Below are 15,734 nucleotides of genomic sequence, written 5' to 3'. Positions count from 1 at the left end.
TGGTATCGATCAAGCGTACGTTCGCGCCGCGAATCCGGCAAGTCGGCCACTTACGCGCCGCGATCGCTCGCCAGCAACCCGTACAGCGCGCTGTCCGACACTTCGTCGCCGACGATCCAGCGCTCGCGCAGCAGCCCTTCCCGGACGAAACCCAGCCGTTCGAGCAGCCCCGCCGACGCGGCATTGCGTGGATCGATATCGGCCTCGAGCCGGTTCAGCCGCAGCGTGCCGAACGCATGATCGATCAACGCCGACGCCGCTTCGCGCATGTATCCGCCACGCCAGAACGTGCGCCGCAGGCTGAAGCCGATCTCCGCGCGCCGGCACTGTTCGTTCGCGTGGAACAGCGAGCACTCGCCGAGCGCTTCGCCGGTTTCCCGCAGTTCGAGCACGCAGACCAGGCTCTCCCCGCTCGCGGACGTCTGCACGTTGCGCGCGACGCGCGCCTCGGCCTGTTCGATCCGCGTCATCGGCGAGAACGAGAAATAGCGCATCGCTTCCGCATCGGACCAGATCTCGAAGAAAGTCGGTGCGTCCGCGTCGCGAAGCGGCCGCAGGACGAGGCGGGAAGTAGGCAGTGTGACGGGTTCGAACAGGGGCATGGCAATTCGTCTGATGGAATCGGCACCGTGAATTAGACCACGCCAGCCACGCGTCAACAATCGCGTATGCCCGGCACCCTGCCCGCGGCTACGGCAGCACCCCGAAACGAAACGGCCCGGCGCGCATCGCCCGGGCCTTTCCGGTTCGCCTCATCCACGCAGCGGAATACGCTTACGCCTCCAGTGCCTCCAGCACTTTCCCTTTCGTCTCGATCCCGACGAAGTGCACGGTCAGCGCCGCGATCAGCGGCACGACGCCGATCAGGTAGAACGCCGGCGCGAGGTTCCCGCCGATGATCGCGTGCGGCACGACCATCGGCGCGACGAACGACGCGATCTTCAGCCACGCGCTGCCGAGCCCGCAGCCCGACGCGCGGATGCTCGTCGGATACTGCTCCGGCGTATAGACGTACGCGGTAATGAAGCCCGACGCCATCAGCCCGAGCGACAACGAGCAGAAGACCGCGACCACATACACCGACGACGCGTGATAGATGCCGGCGAGCGCCAGCGACAGTGCGCACAGCACGAACGACCACACGATCACCGGCTTGCGGCCGAGCTTGTCGACCAGCAGCGCGGAGGCCAGCGACCCGAGCACGCCCATCACCGAACCGATCACCGCGAGGTTCAGCGCGAGCTGCAGCGGCGCGTGATAGAAGTTCTTGTAGATCGTCGGCAGCCACGTCGACAGCCCGTACTGGATGAACCCGCAGGTCGCCCACAACGTCGCCACCGCGAGCGTGCGCTTGCGATACGCGGCGCTGAACAGGTCGCTCATCCTGCGCTTCGGATGCTGGCGCACCATCTCGTCGAACGCGGCGACCTGCGTGACCGGCGGCAGCTCGCCGCGCACCGATTCCTCGAACACGCCGACCGCGCGCCCGGCTTCCGCGAGCCGTCCGCGCGATGCGAGCCAGCGCGGCGATTCGGGCACGAAGCGCGTGAGCACCAGCGCAAGGATCACCGGCAACCCGCCGACGAAGTACATGATCTCCCAGCCGAAGCGCGGCACGAGCCACGCGCCGAGCGCCATCGACACGAGCAGGCCGATCGGGAACACGATCTCGTACAGCAGCACGAAGCGGCCGCGGCCATGCGCGCGCGTGATCTCGTTGATGTACGTCGCGGCGACCGGCAACTCGCCGCCGAGCCCGAGCCCCTGCAGGATCCGCAGCAGCACGAACACCTCGAACGTCGGCGCGAAGCCGCACGCGATGCTGGTGATGCCGATCACGGCCGAGCTCCATGCGATCGCCTTCACGCGGCCGTGCCTTTCCGCGAGCGCGGGAAACAGGAATGCGCCGATCAGCTGGCCGATCGCGCCGGACGCGATCAGCATGCCGATCTGCGTCGGCGACAGCCCCCATTTGTGGATCAGCAGCGGCAGCGTCGCCGCGATCGTGATCACGTCGAAACCGTCGAAGAACGTCGCGGTGCCGATCAGCACGCGCGCGCGGATCTGCATCGCGTTGGCCGGAAGCCGCTCGAGCCGCGCGATGATCGCGCCGGGCGTGGAGGCGGCAGCTTCCATCGTGGCCCTGCCGGCCACGACGTTGTCGAAAGTGCTCATGCGGGGGATCTCCTGGATCTCTTTCCGGGTTGGGCCGGTCAGGCAAGCGCTTGGGTCGTGTCTGCCAGGGCTTCCGTATCCACTGCCCGGCCCTGGTTCATCCACTTGCGCGCGAGCTTCAGCTCGCGTGCGTTGTTCACGGCGACGACACCTCTCACATGCCCGTCGCCCACGAAAAACAGCGTCGCGCGGCGCGCGGCGAGATCGCCGCGCACGACGAGCTGCGCATCGGCCGGCAGATCGCCGAGGATCTGCAGGTTCACGTCGTACTGATCGGACCAGAACCACGGAATCTCCGCGTACGGTGCGCGCACGCCGAGTACGGCCTTCGCCGCCACGATCGCCTGGTTCTGCGCGTTGGCCCACGATTCGAGCCGCACACGGCGCTTGAGCCAGCCGTTGTGATGGTTCGCGACGTCGCCGCACGCGAAGATCGCCGGGTCGCTCGTCGCGCCGTATTCGTCGACGACGATGCCGTCGTCGACCGCGAGCCCCGCGTCGCTCGCGAGCGATGCGTTCAGCGCGAGGCCGATGCCCGCCACCGCGAAATCGGCGTCGATCGTCGTGCCGTCGGCGAGCGTCGCGCGCACCTTCGACGCGTCGTCCGGCTGCGGGTCGAGCGACGCGAGCGCCGCGCCCGTCCGCACGTCGACACCGTTCGAGCGATGCAGGTCGAGCAGGAAGTCGGACACGATCCGCGGCACCGAGCGGCCGCACAGGCGCGACGCGCCTTCGACGACCACCGCGTCGACGCCGAGCTTGCGCGCGGTCGCCGCGACTTCGAGACCGATCCACCCGCCGCCGATCACGAGCACGCGCCGGCTCGCGCGCAGCTTCTCGCCGAGCGCGGCCGCTTCGTCGAGCGTGCGCAGGTAATGCAGGTTCGGGGTCCTGACGAGCGCCTCGGGCAGGCGGCGCGACGTGCCGCCGGTCGCGATCACGAGCCGGTCGTATGCGATCTCGCGGCCGCTTTCGGTGGTCACCACGCGGCGCGCGCGATCGATCGACGTCGCGCGTTCGGGCTGCCACGCTTCGACGTTCAGCGCGTCGAATTCGTCTGGGCGCACGACGCGCACGGTGTCGATGCCGGCGTCGCCGGCCAGCACGGCCTTCGACAGCGGCGGGCGCTCGTACGGCAGATGCGGCTCATCGGCGATCATCACGAGGCGGCCCGCGAAGCCTTCCGCGCGCAGCGTCTTCAGCACCCAGCCGGCGGCCTGGCCGCCGCCGATCACGACGACCGTGCCCGGCGCGGCCGATTCCTGCGAGTTCGTTTCGCTCACGATTTGCGCTCCGTCATGAACTTGCCTTCCGGCGCCTTCGCGTTCTTCTGCCGGCGCGTGTGGCCGTCGAGGCCGCCATCGACGGCCCATTCGGCGAACACGGTCGGGCCCGGCTCGAATTCGCGCGGCTGCCACTCGGGCGTCAGCACGTCCTCGTCCGCGTAGTACTCGATCAGGCCGCCGGCCGGGTTCTGGAAGTACCAGAAGTATGCGGACGACACCGGATGACGCCCCGGGCCGAGTTGCGTTTCCCAGCCGCAGCGGTCGATGTGCATGCCGCCGCCGAACACTTCGTGGATGTCGCGCACGGTGAACGCGACGTGGTTCAGGCCGCGTTTTCCGTTCGGCAGCGCGAGCAGGAACAGGTCGTGATGGCCGCCGTGCGGCGCGCAGCGCATGAACGCGCCGCGGCCCGGATAACGGTCCGACGTCTCGAAGCCGAGCAGTTCGTGATAGAACTTTTCCTGCGCGTCGAGGCAGTTCGTGAAGAACACCACGTGCCCGACCTCGACCGGCTCCGCGCGTGCATAGATCGGGCTCGGCTGGTCGACACGCAGCGCCTGGCCCCACACGTTCGACGGCGAGCCGGTGATGTCGAGTGCGCGCTTGCGCGTGACTTCGATGCGGATCGCCATTCCGTTCGGATCGATGCAGCCGAGTGCATCGTCCTGCGCGTAATAGCCGGGCTGGCCGGCGAGCTTCGTGCGCAACGCGTCGAGCTCGCCCCGCGTCGCGACGCCCCACGTGACTTCCCGCAGCGTCGGGCCCGCTTCGAACGCGGGCGGCAGCGACGGATCGTCGGCCTTCACGGCCAGCACGGTGCAGCCGTTCATCGTCTCGAAACGGGCGCGCGTGTCGTCGTGCGCGACTTCCTTCATCCCCCAGTCGGCAAAAAAACGCCGGCAGGTCGCGAGATCGTCGACACCGTACGTGATCTGCTCGATTCCCAAGATGCTCATTGCGTCATTCCCCTTCGCTCAGTTCGCCCACGGCAGCGGCGCGTCGTTCAAGCCCCAGTAGAGGCTCTTCTGCTGCATGTATTCGCGGATGCCGAGACGCCCCTTCTCGCGCCCCATCCCGCTCTCCTTCCAGCCCGAGAACGGCGTGGAGATCGAGAACAGCTTGTACGTGTTGATCCAGACGGTGCCCGTCTCCAGCGCTCGCGCGATGCGCCACGCGCGCTTGTAGTCGCGCGTCCAGATGCCGGCCGCGAGGCCGAACACGCTGTCGTTCGCCTGCGCGATCAGCGACGCTTCGTCGTCGAACGGCATCGCGACCAGCACCGGCCCGAAGATTTCCTCCTGGCAGATGCGCGCGCTGTTCGGCAAGCCTTCGAGTATCGTCGGCTGATAGAAGAAGCCATGCTCGCGCCCGTCGCCCGACGGCCGCTCGCCGCCGCACAGCAGCCGGCCGCCTTCTTCCAGCCCGAGCGCGACGTAGCGTTCGACCGACTCGCGATGCTTCGCGGTGATCAGCGGGCCCATCTGCGTGTCGGGCCGCAACGGGTCGCCCACGCGCAGCTTGCGTGCGCCGGCCACCAGGCGCTGCATGAACGCGCCGTACACCGCGCGCTGCACGAACAGGCGCGAGCCGGCGATGCACGCTTCGCCGGACGAACTGAAGATGCCGTACAGCACGCCGTTCACCGCATGATCGAGATCGGCGTCGTCGCACACGATCGTCGGCGACTTGCCGCCGAGTTCGAGCGACACGGGCATCAGCTTCTCGGCCGCGATGCGCGCGATGCCGCGGCCCACTTCGGTGCCGCCGGTAAACGACACCTTCTTCACGAGCGGGTGACGCACGAGCACGTCGCCGATCACCGAGCCCTTGCCCGGCAGCACGCTCAGCACGCCCTTCGGCACGCCGGCTTCCTCGCAGATGCGGGCCAGCGCGAGCGACACGAGCGGCGTGACCTCGGCCGGCTTGAGCACCACCGCATTGCCGCCGGCCAGTGCCGGCGCGAGCTTCTGCGCATCGGACGCGATCGGCGAATTCCACGGCGTGATCGCCGCGATCACGCCGATCGGCTCGTACACGCTCATCGTCAGGTAATCGCCGCGCGACGGCGTCAGTTCTTCGTCGAGCGTTTCGAGGCAGGCCGCGAAATAGCGGAACGTGTTCGCGGCGCTGGCCACCAGCACGCGCGTCTCGCCGATCGGCTTGCCGTTGTCGCGGCGCTGCAGGTGCGCGAGCGCCTCGTGGCGCTGCATGATCAGGTCGGCGATGCGGTACAGCAGCTGCGCGCGCTGGTGCGGCTTGAGCCCGGCCCAGTCGGCGCGGCGCCAGGCGGCATCGGCCGCCACGACGGCCTCGACCGCGTCTTCCGCGTTCGCCGTCGACACTTCCATGTTCACCGACTGGTCGGCCGGATAGATGCTCGCGTAAGGCGCGCCACGGCCGCGCCGCCACGCGCCGCCGATCAGGATGTTGCCGTCGGGCACGAGGCTCGTATCGAAAGGAGTCATGTCACAAGTCCCACAAATCTGTCTCTGCACGCCCGCCCTCGCCGTGGCGCGGGCGAACGCTCCAGGGTCCGGTCAGATCACGCAGCGGGCCGCGCGGTTGCGCAGCGCGCGAATCGCGCTGTATGCCGTCAGCGCGGACGTCTTCGGGTTGTCGGGCAGCGGCTTGCCGCTCATTTCCAGCGACATCTCGCCGAATGCGCCGCGCGCGGCGATGCGGTGCACGTTGCGCGCGACGGCCGGATCGGCGATCAGGCGCACGTGCGTCGCGTCGAGGCCGAGGCCCGCGAGCGCGACCGTCGCCGCGACGTTCGCGTTCTTCGGATACAGCCGCGCGGCGTCGCGCGCGGTGCCTTCGAAGATCACCTTCTCTTCGGTCATCGCACGCAGGTCGCACAACGCCTCGGCCGGCGTGCCGAGCCAGCCGAGCGGCGGCTTGCGGCCGACGTACAGCACCTCGTCGAGTCCGCCCTGCCGCGCGGACGCCAGCGCGTCGATGCCGCCGATCGCGCCGGACAACAGCGTCACCGTCGTGCCGCCTTCGTCGGCCGCACGCGACAGCGCGTCGAGCAGCGCGAGATCGGACAGCGCGCCGATCGACGCGACCGCGCAGTCGGTGCCGGCCTTCAGCAGCGGCACGACGTGATCGACGAGCGCGCCGTGGCCCGCGCATTCGAGCGCGAACTCCGGGCGGCGGGCCAGCGCGTCGACCGACGACACGACCTCCACCGCGTCGCCGAGCTCGCGCTGCACTGCATCGCGCTGGTGCTCGGGGACGATCACATGCGCGACGCGCAGCGCCGCATCGTGCTCGACCGCGCGGTACACGGCCGCACCGATCGCGCCGAAGCCGATCATCGCGACGTCGACGGGGGCGTGCGCCCGCTTTTGCCCGTTACGCATACTGGCGCTCCGTCGGCGCTTCCTGCTTCACCGGCGGGCCCGCGAACGCGGATGCGAACGAGCCGACCGACAGCATGTCGACTTCGACCATCACCGGCCCTTCCTTCGCCATCCCTTCGCGCACGATCGCGTCGGCCTGGTCGAGCGACGTGATCCGGTAGTGCGTGAGGCCGAAGCTCGCGCAGAACTGCGCGAAATCGGGCTGGTGCAGCTGCACGAAGCAACGGCGGCCGCCGTAGTGCGCGTCCTGGATGTTGCGGATCACGCCGTAGCACTGGTCGTTCATCAGCACGATCATCACGTTCGCGTTTTCCTGCACGGCCGTGACGAGCTCGCCGACGTTGACCATCAGGCCGCCGTCGCCGACGAGGCAGACCGTCTTCGCCGCCGCGCCCGCGAGCGCCGCGCCGATGCCCATCTGGATGCCCTGGCCGATGCCGCCGCCGAGCGCATGCACGCCCGAGCGCGGCTCGAAGATCTTCAGCAGGCGGTTGCCCCACGTGCTGTTCGAGATCGTCACGTCGCGCACCCAGTTGTAGTCGCGGCCGACCGCAGCCTGCAGCGTGTCGACGAGCTTCCTGTACGGCCCGAGGCCCTTCGCGACATCGGCCACCGCATCCTCGCGGGCGGCCGCGAGATCGGCCGCGAATTGCGGATCGACCGACAGGCGGCCTTCGAGGCGATCGGCCAGTTCGGCCAGCACGCGCTTCGAATCGCCATGCACGAACAGCGCGTTGCGATAGCCGCGGTTGTCGGCGAGCGCATCGGCATCGACGCGAAACAGCGGCTGCGGCAGCGCGAGCTTGTACTTCAGCGTCTCGTTGCCGCGCAGGCGCGAGCCGACCACGACGAGCGCATCGCAGGTCTTGTAGAACGCCTCGACCGACGCATGCACGTTGAACGCGCCGAGCGTCGCCGGGTGATCTTCCGGCAGCACGCCGCGGCCCTGCACGCTCGTCACGACGCCGAAGCCGAGCTTCACGAGGCGTTCGACTTCGTCGCGGGCATGGCGCGCGCCGCCGCCGAGCCACAGCAGCGGGCGGCGCTTGGCCGCGAGCGCGTCGGCCAGCTTCGCGACGCGGGCGCTGTCGTGCTCGCGCACCGCGACGTGGGCCGGAGCAAGGTCTTCCGGCCATTCGATCTCGGCCGCCTGGATGTCGATCGGAATCTCGACGGACACGGGGCCCGTCGGCGCGGTCTGCGCGAGGCGCACGGCTTCGCGGATCGTCGGCAGTACGGTCTCGACGGTGCGCACGCGGAACGCGGCCTTCGAGATCGAGTCGAGCATCGACAGCTGGTCGGGCGCTTCGTGGATGTACGCGAGATCCTGGTCGAGGTACGGCGTCTCGATCTGCCCGGTGATGTGCAGCAGCGCGGTGCCGGCCGTCAGCGCCTCGACCATCGCGCCGGCCGCGTTGCCCGCCGCCGTGCCCGTGCTCGTGAACGCGACGCCGAGGCCGCCCGACACGCGGGCCAGCCCGTCGGCCATGTTCAGCGCCCCTGCTTCGCCGCGTGCCCCGACATACCGGATGTTGCCGCGCGAGTGGATCGCATCGAGGATCGGCATGTTGTGGATCGAGATGACACCGAATGCGGTTTTCACGCCGCACTGCTCGAGAAAGGCGGCAATCAGCTCGCCAACCGTGGTTTTTTTAGACATGGCGTGCAAAGCCTCCAGAAACGTCGATATGGCTGCCCGTCGTGTAGGACGACAGATGCGTTGCGAGATAAAAAAGCGCCCAGGCGGCCTCATCGGGCTTGCCGAAGCGATTCAGCGGAATGTTCTTCTTGCGGGCGAGCGCGCCCGTCCACTCTTCCCAGCTTTCGCCGGGCTGCGCCTGCGTGTCGTAGCGGCGGCGCCATTGCCCCGACTCGACGATGCCGATCAGGATCGAGTTCACGCGGATGCGCTGCGGCGCCAGTTCGGTCGCGAGCGACTTCACGAGGCTCAGCACGCCCGCGCGCGCCGAGGACGTCGCGACCATGTGCGGCTCCGGCTGCAGCGCGAGCAGCGAGTTCACGCAGGTGATCGTCGGCGCGGCCGCATCGCGCAGCAGCGGCAGGAAGGCGCGCGTCGGGCGGATGATGCTGAAGTACTTCAGTTCGAGTTCTTCGCGCCAGGCGTCGTCGGTCGTATCGGCGAAGGTCGACACGCGGCCCTGGCCGGCGTTGTTGACCAGCATGTCGGCACGGCCGAAGCGCGCGGACACCGCTTGCGCGAACGCCGTCACGTCGCCTTCGTCGAGTACGTTGCAGCGCGCGGCCAGCAATTGAGCGCCAGCGTACCTGTCGCGCAGCATCGCTTCGGCGCGTGCGAGACGGTCGCCGTCGCGGCCGCAAATCGCGACCGACGCGCCGGCCTGCAGGAACCGCTCGGCCGTCGCGAGGCCGATGCCGGATGAACCGCCCGTCACCACCGCCACTTGCCCGGTCAGATCGATCTGGATCATCGGAGTCCTAAAGCTTTCATGAACGTGTGCTCGTCATCCGAGCGGTAATTGAGGCGCCGCGACAATTCCGCCGCCGCGCGCTGCACCTTGTCGATCAGCCCGTCGGCGATCAACGCCGCGTCGATCTCCGGACGCGGCACCGTCACCGTGATGCACGCGACGATCTTCTGCGTCTCGTTGCGCACCGGCGCGGTGACGACCGAGATCCCGCGTTCGAACGACGAATTGCTGACGCCGTAGCCGCGCAGCGCATCCTCGCGGATCGCTTCGTACAGTGCGTCGACCGTTTCCGGCGTCGCGCTCGTCATCCGGTTCAGCACGCCTTCCGGATACAGCGCGTGCAGCTCCTTCAGCGACAGGTCGCCCATCAGCACGTGGCCGTGCGTCGTCGCATGCGCGGGCAGCCGTGTGCCGACGTTCACACGGATCGAGCTGAACACCGGCGCCTGGCTCTGCGCCTTCGCGACGAACACCACGTCGCGGCCGTCGCGGATCACGATGTGCGTCGTGAAACCGGTCGCATCGCGCAGGCTCTCGATCACCGGCAGGCCGAGATCGGTCAGCTCCAGCGAGCTCAGGTATTCGAAGCCGAGCCGCAGCACGGCGATGCCGAGTTTGTAGTTGCGATCCTTGTCCGCGCGCTCGAGAAAGCCGAGCGACTCGAGCGTCTGCAGCAGACGGAACACCGTCGTGCGCGGAATGCCGAGGCGCTTCGACAGCTCGGGCGCGCCGAGCACGGGCTCGCGCGGCGAGAATTCGGCGAGAATCCGCAGCCCGCGTTCGAGGCCCGGCACCACGTAGCTGGCTTCGGTCCTCGCGTTGTCGGTTTCGTTTCGTTGCAGCGGTTCGCTCATGCCAGCCCCCACTGCGTATCGCACTGACGGCAGAACGTATCGATCAATGCGGAATACACGTCCGGCGCTTCCACGTAGCCGGCGTGCCCGGCCTGCGGAATCACCTGCAGCCCCACCTGCGCGGCCGCGGCGATCCGCTCGCACGCGGCGGGCGGCGTGATCGCGTCGTTCGCGCCGACGGCCACGGCCGTGCGGCCGCGAAAGCCGGCGAGATCGGCGGCGAGATCGGCGTTCGCGAGCAGGTGCGTGGCCTGCGCATAGCCGGCCGGCACGATGCGCGCCATGTTCCAGCGCACCCACGCGCGCGCCTCCTCGTTCGCGAAGCCGGACAGCATGTTGCCGCTGCGCTGCTCGGCGAGCCCGGCCGGGCCGAGTGCCGCGAGCATCGCGAGCCGCGCGTCGCGGCGCGATTCGCGGGTGTCGGCCGGTGCGCTGCCGTAGCCGCCCGCGGGCGACACCAGCAGCAGGCCGGCGATCCGCGCGGGCATCACGCGGGCGAGACCGCCCGCGATGATCGCGCCGAGCGAGTGGCCGACCAGCACGCAGCGTTCGATGCCGAGTGCCTCGAGCCACGCGTTCAGCGATGCCGCGTAATCGGCGGCGGCCGGCGACGCGCCGTGCACGGGCGTCGACACGCCGTACCCGGGCGCATCCCACGCGAGCACGCGCCGCGATGCGCCGAGCGTGTCGAGCTGGCGCACCCACGATGCGGCGCCCGAGCCGATCCCGTGCAGCAGCACGACGGGCAGCGTGCGCCCCGCATGCCGCGCGCCGGCCTCGCGATAGCCGATCGTGCCCGCCGCGCCGGCCGCGCAACGCTGCTCGGGAAACTGTCCGAGCAGCGCGGCGAACGCCGCCGTGCGGTCGCGTTCACGTTTGTCGATGACACGCATTGCTTTACCCGCCCCGTCTCAACGCTTGATCTTCGCGAGCGGCGAATCGGGCGGATACGTCGGCGTGATCGGCTTCGGCGAACCGAGCATCACGCACATCAGCGCATCTTCCTCGCCGATGTTGATTTCCGTGCGATACACGCCCGGCGGCACCGAGATCAGGTCGCGCTCGCCGAGGATCGCTTCCCACGTCTCGCCGTCGCGCTCGCAGATCACCTTCATCTTGCCGCGCAGCACGAAGAAGATTTCCTCGACGTCGATATGAATGTGGCTCGGGCCGATGTTGCCGGCCGGGATGACCATCGTCGAGAACGTGAAGTTGCCGGCCGGCACCGTGTTGACGTCCTTCGCGACGCCCGTGCCGCCCGTGCCGACATAGCGCATCTGCGCACGGCGGTACTTCGGGTCGTAGTCGGCCTGGAACTTCAGTGCGTCCCAGTCGTAGCGCCGCGTCGCGTAGCGCGCGACGCGCCCTTCCATCCATTCGTTGAAGCTCGTGCCTTCCGGCTGGTCCCACGACTTGCGTTCGAGATCGGCGTCCGCCATCGTCCTCTCCTTCATTCCGAGTGAAAACTGCGATTCAATTCATTACGAAGCCGCCGTTGACCGGCAGCAGTTGACCCGTCACGAAGCGCGCGCCGTCCGACAGCAGGAACAGCACGGGGCCCGTCACGTCGTCGGGCACCTGCGCGCGCGTCAGCGCACGGCCCTGCAGGTAGAACGCATGGCGCTCGGCCGGTACGTAGGCGGTCGCCTCGACTTCGGTGAGCCCCGGCGCGATCGCGTTGACCGTCACGCCGTGCGCGCCGAACTCGCGCGCCTGCGCATGCGTCATCGCGATCACCGCGCCCTTGCTCGCGACGTACGCGAGCAGCTTCGGCGCGCCCCACAGCGCGGTGTCCGATGCGAGGTTCACGATCGCGCCGCGGCCCGATTGCGCGAGGTGCGGCAGCGCCGCATTGCTGACGAGCCACACGCCGCGCACGTTCACGTTCATCACGGCGTCCCACGTCGACACGTCGAGCTCGGTCGACAGCTTGCCGCCCGAGTTCGTGATCGCCGCGTTGTTGATCAGCGCGTCGACGCCGCCGAGCACCGCCGCGCCCTGCGCGACGAACGCGTCGATGCTGGCCGGGTCGGCGAGGTCAAGGGCGAAGAAGTGCGCGGTGTGGCCGGCTTGCGCGAGCTGCGCGGCGAGCGCGCGGCCCTCGTCGATGAGCACGTCGCCGAACGCGACCTGCGCGCCCGCTTCGACCAGCGCCTTCACGAAGGCGGCGCCGAGACCGCGCGCGCCGCCCGTGACAAGCACGCGGCGCCCCGGCAGCGCGACGACCGGAGCGAACTCAGCCATTCGTCGGCTCCGCAGCGGCGCGCGCCGCACGGTGCGCGTCGAGCGCGGCCAGGTGCTCCTGCGCACGCTGGCGCAGCATCCGGCGCACGCGCGTGATGCCGACGTCGTGCTGGTACAGGTATTCGTGATCGCGCGCGTGCGGCGCGAGGCTTTCGAGGACGTAGCGATCCTGCTCGAGCACGTCCCAGTGCAGGCCTTCGAGGCGGTTGCGGTACATGAAGCGCCACACGTCGCGCTGCCAGCCGCTGACCTTGCGGGTGCGCCAGAAATAGACCTGGCAGTGGTCGCCGTCGACCGGCGTCGCGAAGCCGGTGATCCCGAAGTTCCCGCCCGGGCCGAACTTCTGCTTGTACGGAATCGCGAGGCGCATCCACAGGCAGCCGGTTTCGCCGAGCTCGACCCAGTCGAAGTTCACGTCGCGCTGGCCGATCTTCTCGAACATCAGGCCCGTTTCCGTCTTGCGCACGCGCATCTCGGCCTGCTTGTCGCCTTCGGCCATCGAGTGCGAGCTCGCGTGCAGATACGCGCCGTGCATCGGGTCCATCACGTTGTCGATCGCGTACTGGTAATTGCACTTCCAGTTCGACACGCACAGGAAGTGCGCGTATTCGTCGGCGACCAGTTCTTCCGGCAGGTTCAGCGGCGCCGGCTCGCCGTGCGCTTCGTCGCCGAACCACAGGAAGATCGCGCCGGCCTTCTCTTCGACCGGATACGACTTCACGCACTTCGTGCCTTCGAGCGGGCAGTTGGATACGGCCGGCACGCGGTTGACCGTGCCGCCGCCGTCGACTTCGATGCCGTGATACCAGCATGCGATGTTGCCGCCGAGGTTCCAGCCGAGCGACAGGCGCGCGCCGCGGTGCGGGCAACGGTCTTCCAGCGCATGGACCTTGCCGTCGTGATCGCGCCACAGCACGATCTGCTCGGACAGGCGCGTGAGGCCGACCGGTGCATTCGACACCTGCCAGCTCGGTGCAACGGGATACCAGTAGTTCTTGATGCCGCGGTCGAGATAGTCGCGAACCGCGTCGTGTTGGGTTTCGTGTTGGTCGGGGGACGTCATCAGTGTGCTCCGGATGCGGTTGTCGTCGGGCCGGCGCTCAGGCGCGCGGCGCGGTCGGGGCGTTCATTCCGCCAGCGAGGCCATTTCGGCGCGAAAACGCTCCGCGGTCCACGCGGTGCCGTCCGGCGCGCGAAAGCCGATGCGGTTCAGGCCCGCGACGACATCGTCCAGCTCGGTCGCCCCGCGCTCGAACACGCGTTCGAGCGCATCGCCGAGGTCGTTCTCGTACTGGGTGGGTTCGGCCTTGCGGTTCTGCCAGACCTGGTTCTCGGCCTGGCCGGGAATCTCGATCTGCCCCTTGCCCGCGACGTTGTTCGGCTGCGGCGCCACCCACGGCTTCAGGAAGGGATTGAAGTTGACGGTCGCTGGTTTCATGTCAGTCCACCTTGATCTGGATTTCCTCGCCGGCGAGGCGCACGGCGTACTGCTTCAGCGCGCGGCCGCCCGGCCCCTTCAGGCATTCGCCCGTCCTGATGTCGAACACGGCCTCGTGCAGCGGGCATTCGACCGTGCCTTCGTCGACGAACCCCTGCGTCAGCAGCGCGTACGCATGCGGGCACACGTTCTCGAGCGCATACACGTCGTCGCCGACGCGGTAGATCCCGATTTCCACGCCGTCGGTCCGCTTGAACTCGATCGGCGTGTCTTCCGACAGCGCGCCGGCGTGACCGGCGCAAATCCATTGTTCAGACATCTCACACCCTTCCTTCTGAGCGACACTCGGTTTGTTCCGATTTGTTCCATATCAGGAACAACAGTTTATGGATGGTGATTATAGGAGCGACGTTCCGCGATCAAAATAAAAAGCTGCATGTCCTAGGGAAAACACCGACGCACAGATCCGCCATCCCCCTCGCCTACCTTATCGAATGTAATTTTTTGTTTTATTGCGAGGGTTTATCGGCTTTTTCAAGACATCAAGCCGTGCCGCCGGGTCTCACGACGGCGCCCATCCGTCCCGAAAAATTTATTTTTGTCCGCGCGCATGACGCCTCTATACTCCATTCCATCAAAGGCATGATGTTCCTTATATGGAACATAAGAAAGCCCACTCGGCGATGACCATGCGCGACGGCCGGCCGTCCCCGCGCAGGCCGTCACAACACGTTTTCATCAGGTTGGAGAGTCAGGAGATCAAATGGTCAAGCATGCGGTAGCAGCGGCAGTCATCGGAATCGGCGCCGCGTCGGGCGCGTGGGCGCAGAGCAGCGTGGTGCTGTACGGCAGCATGGATGCGGGTGTCGCGTATGTGAACAACGTCGGCGGCCATGCGAAGTGGGCGATGATCCAGGGCAATACGCAGCCCGACCGGTGGGGCCTGAAAGGCAAGGAAGACCTCGGCGACGGGCTGTCGGCGATCTTCCAGCTGGAAAACGGCTTCTATACGAACAACGGCCAGTTCGCGACCGCGAACACGATATGGAACCGCGCGGCGTACGTCGGCCTCAGCGCCGAGCGCTACGGCACGCTGACGCTCGGCCGCCAGACGCCGTTGACGTTCGACTATCTCGATCCGCTCAGCACCGCGTACCTCGCGCTGAGCTGGTTTGCGTTCCACCCCGGCAACATCGACGGGCTCGCCGCGACCGGCAACGTGCCGTACAACAATTCGATCAAGTACCGTTCGCCGAGCTTCGCGGGCTTCTCGGCCGCGGCGACGCTCGCGCTCGGCAACACGACGAACTTCTCGACTGGCAAATCGGTCGGCGTCGCGCTGAACTACGCGAACGGGCCGTTCAAGGCGTCGGCCGTCTACTCGAACGAGCACGACCGCGCGATCCTGATCGGCCAGACGGGCATCGCGTCGTTCCAGGGGCAGAACACCGCGAACGGTTATCTCGCCAGCAAGGTCGAGAACATCGGCGCGGGCGCGTCGTACCAGATCGGCGACTTCCTCGTGCACGGCCTCTACACGCGCGTGAAGATGCAGTCGAACGGGTTTTCCGACACGTTCCAGAGCTACGACGCAGGCGTGAACTACCGCAGCAGCGCGTTCAACACGATCGCGGGCGGCGCGGCGACCACGACGCTGGCCGGCCGCCGCTGGACGCAGGTCGAGCTCGGCGACATCTACGCGTTGTCCAAGCGCACGCAGTTGTATGCGAACGTGCTGTACGAACACGGTTCGGGCGGAGCGAAGGCCGCGTTCTTCACGGCCGGCGTGTCGAGCACCGCGAACCAGGTGATCGTGCTGACCGGCATTCACCACTCGTTCTGACCGCCGGCGGGCGCGGCAGCCGCGATGCCGAAACGAAAAGAGCAGCCCCGGGGCTGCTCTTTCCTCATGGACGACTGCT

At 68.0% G+C, this 15,734-nt stretch carries 16 protein-coding genes; 1 reads left to right on the top strand and 15 read right to left on the bottom strand.

Going from position 1 to position 15,734, the window contains the following annotated elements; genetic code table 11:
• Positions 1–50: 50 nt before the first annotated feature.
• The 15 genes from HWX62_RS22715 to HWX62_RS22645 all read right to left on the bottom strand — a co-directional run bounded on the left by HWX62_RS22715 (position 51) and on the right by HWX62_RS22645 (position 14,131).
• Positions 51–602, bottom strand: a complete 552-nt coding sequence (locus HWX62_RS22715) for a GNAT family N-acetyltransferase (protein WP_175932572.1) — start codon at positions 600–602, stop codon at positions 51–53.
• Positions 603–774: 172 nt separating this feature from the next.
• Complete coding sequence (locus tag HWX62_RS22710; protein ID WP_175932571.1) at positions 775–2,175, bottom strand: MFS transporter; 1,401 nt, start codon at positions 2,173–2,175, stop codon at positions 775–777.
• A 38-nt stretch (positions 2,176–2,213) separates the two neighbouring features.
• Positions 2,214–3,458 carry an FAD-dependent oxidoreductase gene (locus HWX62_RS22705; RefSeq protein WP_175932570.1) on the bottom strand — a complete coding sequence of 415 codons (1,245 nt, stop codon included), beginning with the start codon at positions 3,456–3,458 and terminating at the stop codon, positions 2,214–2,216.
• Positions 3,455–4,417 (bottom strand): VOC family protein, encoded by a 963-nt coding sequence (locus HWX62_RS22700; RefSeq protein ID WP_175932569.1) that lies wholly within the window; start codon positions 4,415–4,417, stop codon positions 3,455–3,457. The genes HWX62_RS22705 and HWX62_RS22700 overlap by 4 nt, the downstream gene beginning before the upstream one ends.
• A gap of 18 nt (positions 4,418–4,435) precedes the next feature.
• Positions 4,436–5,926: an aldehyde dehydrogenase gene (locus tag HWX62_RS22695; RefSeq protein WP_175932568.1), complete on the bottom strand. Its 1,491-nt coding sequence runs from the start codon at positions 5,924–5,926 to the stop codon at positions 4,436–4,438.
• A 72-nt stretch (positions 5,927–5,998) separates the two neighbouring features.
• Positions 5,999–6,826 (bottom strand): aspartate dehydrogenase, encoded by an 828-nt coding sequence (locus HWX62_RS22690; protein ID WP_175932567.1) that lies wholly within the window; start codon positions 6,824–6,826, stop codon positions 5,999–6,001.
• On the bottom strand, positions 6,819–8,486 hold the full coding sequence (locus HWX62_RS22685; RefSeq protein ID WP_175932566.1) for a thiamine pyrophosphate-binding protein: 1,668 nt from the start codon (positions 8,484–8,486) through the stop codon (positions 6,819–6,821). The genes HWX62_RS22690 and HWX62_RS22685 overlap by 8 nt, the downstream gene beginning before the upstream one ends.
• Positions 8,479–9,276: an SDR family oxidoreductase gene (locus HWX62_RS22680; RefSeq protein WP_175932565.1), complete on the bottom strand. Its 798-nt coding sequence runs from the start codon at positions 9,274–9,276 to the stop codon at positions 8,479–8,481. Before HWX62_RS22680 ends, HWX62_RS22685 begins: the two co-directional genes overlap by 8 nt.
• Positions 9,273–10,130, bottom strand: a complete 858-nt coding sequence (locus tag HWX62_RS22675; protein WP_175932564.1) for an IclR family transcriptional regulator — start codon at positions 10,128–10,130, stop codon at positions 9,273–9,275. The genes HWX62_RS22680 and HWX62_RS22675 overlap by 4 nt, the downstream gene beginning before the upstream one ends.
• Positions 10,127–11,023, bottom strand: coding sequence for an alpha/beta fold hydrolase (locus HWX62_RS22670; RefSeq protein ID WP_175932563.1), 897 nt, complete (start codon positions 11,021–11,023; stop codon positions 10,127–10,129). The genes HWX62_RS22675 and HWX62_RS22670 overlap by 4 nt, the downstream gene beginning before the upstream one ends.
• 18 nt (positions 11,024–11,041) lie before the next feature.
• Positions 11,042–11,569, bottom strand: coding sequence for a cupin domain-containing protein (locus tag HWX62_RS22665; RefSeq protein WP_175932562.1), 528 nt, complete (start codon positions 11,567–11,569; stop codon positions 11,042–11,044).
• Positions 11,570–11,603: 34 nt separating this feature from the next.
• Positions 11,604–12,374, bottom strand: a complete 771-nt coding sequence (locus HWX62_RS22660; RefSeq protein WP_175932561.1) for an SDR family oxidoreductase — start codon at positions 12,372–12,374, stop codon at positions 11,604–11,606.
• The gene (locus HWX62_RS22655; protein ID WP_175932560.1) at positions 12,367–13,437 is read right to left on the bottom strand and encodes an aromatic ring-hydroxylating dioxygenase subunit alpha; all 1,071 of its coding nucleotides are present in this window, start codon (positions 13,435–13,437) and stop codon (positions 12,367–12,369) included. Before HWX62_RS22655 ends, HWX62_RS22660 begins: the two co-directional genes overlap by 8 nt.
• Before the next feature lie 63 nt (positions 13,438–13,500).
• On the bottom strand, positions 13,501–13,812 hold the full coding sequence (locus HWX62_RS22650) for a recombinase-like helix-turn-helix domain-containing protein (RefSeq protein ID WP_175932559.1): 312 nt from the start codon (positions 13,810–13,812) through the stop codon (positions 13,501–13,503).
• A gap of 1 nt (position 13,813) precedes the next feature.
• Positions 13,814–14,131 (bottom strand): non-heme iron oxygenase ferredoxin subunit, encoded by a 318-nt coding sequence (locus tag HWX62_RS22645; protein ID WP_175932558.1) that lies wholly within the window; start codon positions 14,129–14,131, stop codon positions 13,814–13,816.
• A 444-nt stretch (positions 14,132–14,575) separates the two neighbouring features.
• Here HWX62_RS22645 and HWX62_RS22640 point away from each other — a divergent pair, with 444 nt between their 5' ends.
• Positions 14,576–15,655, top strand: coding sequence for a porin (locus tag HWX62_RS22640; protein WP_175932557.1), 1,080 nt, complete (start codon positions 14,576–14,578; stop codon positions 15,653–15,655).
• The last annotated feature ends 79 nt before the right edge of the window (positions 15,656–15,734 follow it).

Source organism: Burkholderia sp. BCC0506 (assembly GCF_902833145.1).
Lineage (GTDB): Bacteria > Pseudomonadota > Gammaproteobacteria > Burkholderiales > Burkholderiaceae > Burkholderia.
The sequence above is the reverse complement of the archived record's forward strand: the minus strand, read 5'-3'. Positions and strand labels throughout refer to the sequence as shown.

Coding starts and splice junctions, on each gene's coding strand:
- HWX62_RS22715 (WP_175932572.1), bottom strand. CDS start 602: ATGCCCCTGTTCGAACCCGTCACACTGCCTACTTCCCGCCTCGTCCTG.
- HWX62_RS22710 (WP_175932571.1), bottom strand. CDS start 2,175: ATGAGCACTTTCGACAACGTCGTGGCCGGCAGGGCCACGATGGAAGCT.
- HWX62_RS22700 (WP_175932569.1), bottom strand. CDS start 4,417: ATGAGCATCTTGGGAATCGAGCAGATCACGTACGGTGTCGACGATCTC.
- HWX62_RS22695 (WP_175932568.1), bottom strand. CDS start 5,926: ATGACTCCTTTCGATACGAGCCTCGTGCCCGACGGCAACATCCTGATC.
- HWX62_RS22690 (WP_175932567.1), bottom strand. CDS start 6,826: ATGCGTAACGGGCAAAAGCGGGCGCACGCCCCCGTCGACGTCGCGATG.
- HWX62_RS22685 (WP_175932566.1), bottom strand. CDS start 8,486: ATGTCTAAAAAAACCACGGTTGGCGAGCTGATTGCCGCCTTTCTCGAG.
- HWX62_RS22680 (WP_175932565.1), bottom strand. CDS start 9,276: ATGATCCAGATCGATCTGACCGGGCAAGTGGCGGTGGTGACGGGCGGT.
- HWX62_RS22675 (WP_175932564.1), bottom strand. CDS start 10,130: ATGAGCGAACCGCTGCAACGAAACGAAACCGACAACGCGAGGACCGAA.
- HWX62_RS22670 (WP_175932563.1), bottom strand. CDS start 11,023: ATGCGTGTCATCGACAAACGTGAACGCGACCGCACGGCGGCGTTCGCC.
- HWX62_RS22665 (WP_175932562.1), bottom strand. CDS start 11,569: ATGGCGGACGCCGATCTCGAACGCAAGTCGTGGGACCAGCCGGAAGGC.
- HWX62_RS22660 (WP_175932561.1), bottom strand. CDS start 12,374: ATGGCTGAGTTCGCTCCGGTCGTCGCGCTGCCGGGGCGCCGCGTGCTT.
- HWX62_RS22655 (WP_175932560.1), bottom strand. CDS start 13,437: ATGACGTCCCCCGACCAACACGAAACCCAACACGACGCGGTTCGCGAC.
- HWX62_RS22650 (WP_175932559.1), bottom strand. CDS start 13,812: ATGAAACCAGCGACCGTCAACTTCAATCCCTTCCTGAAGCCGTGGGTG.
- HWX62_RS22645 (WP_175932558.1), bottom strand. CDS start 14,131: ATGTCTGAACAATGGATTTGCGCCGGTCACGCCGGCGCGCTGTCGGAA.
- HWX62_RS22640 (WP_175932557.1), top strand. CDS start 14,576: ATGGTCAAGCATGCGGTAGCAGCGGCAGTCATCGGAATCGGCGCCGCG.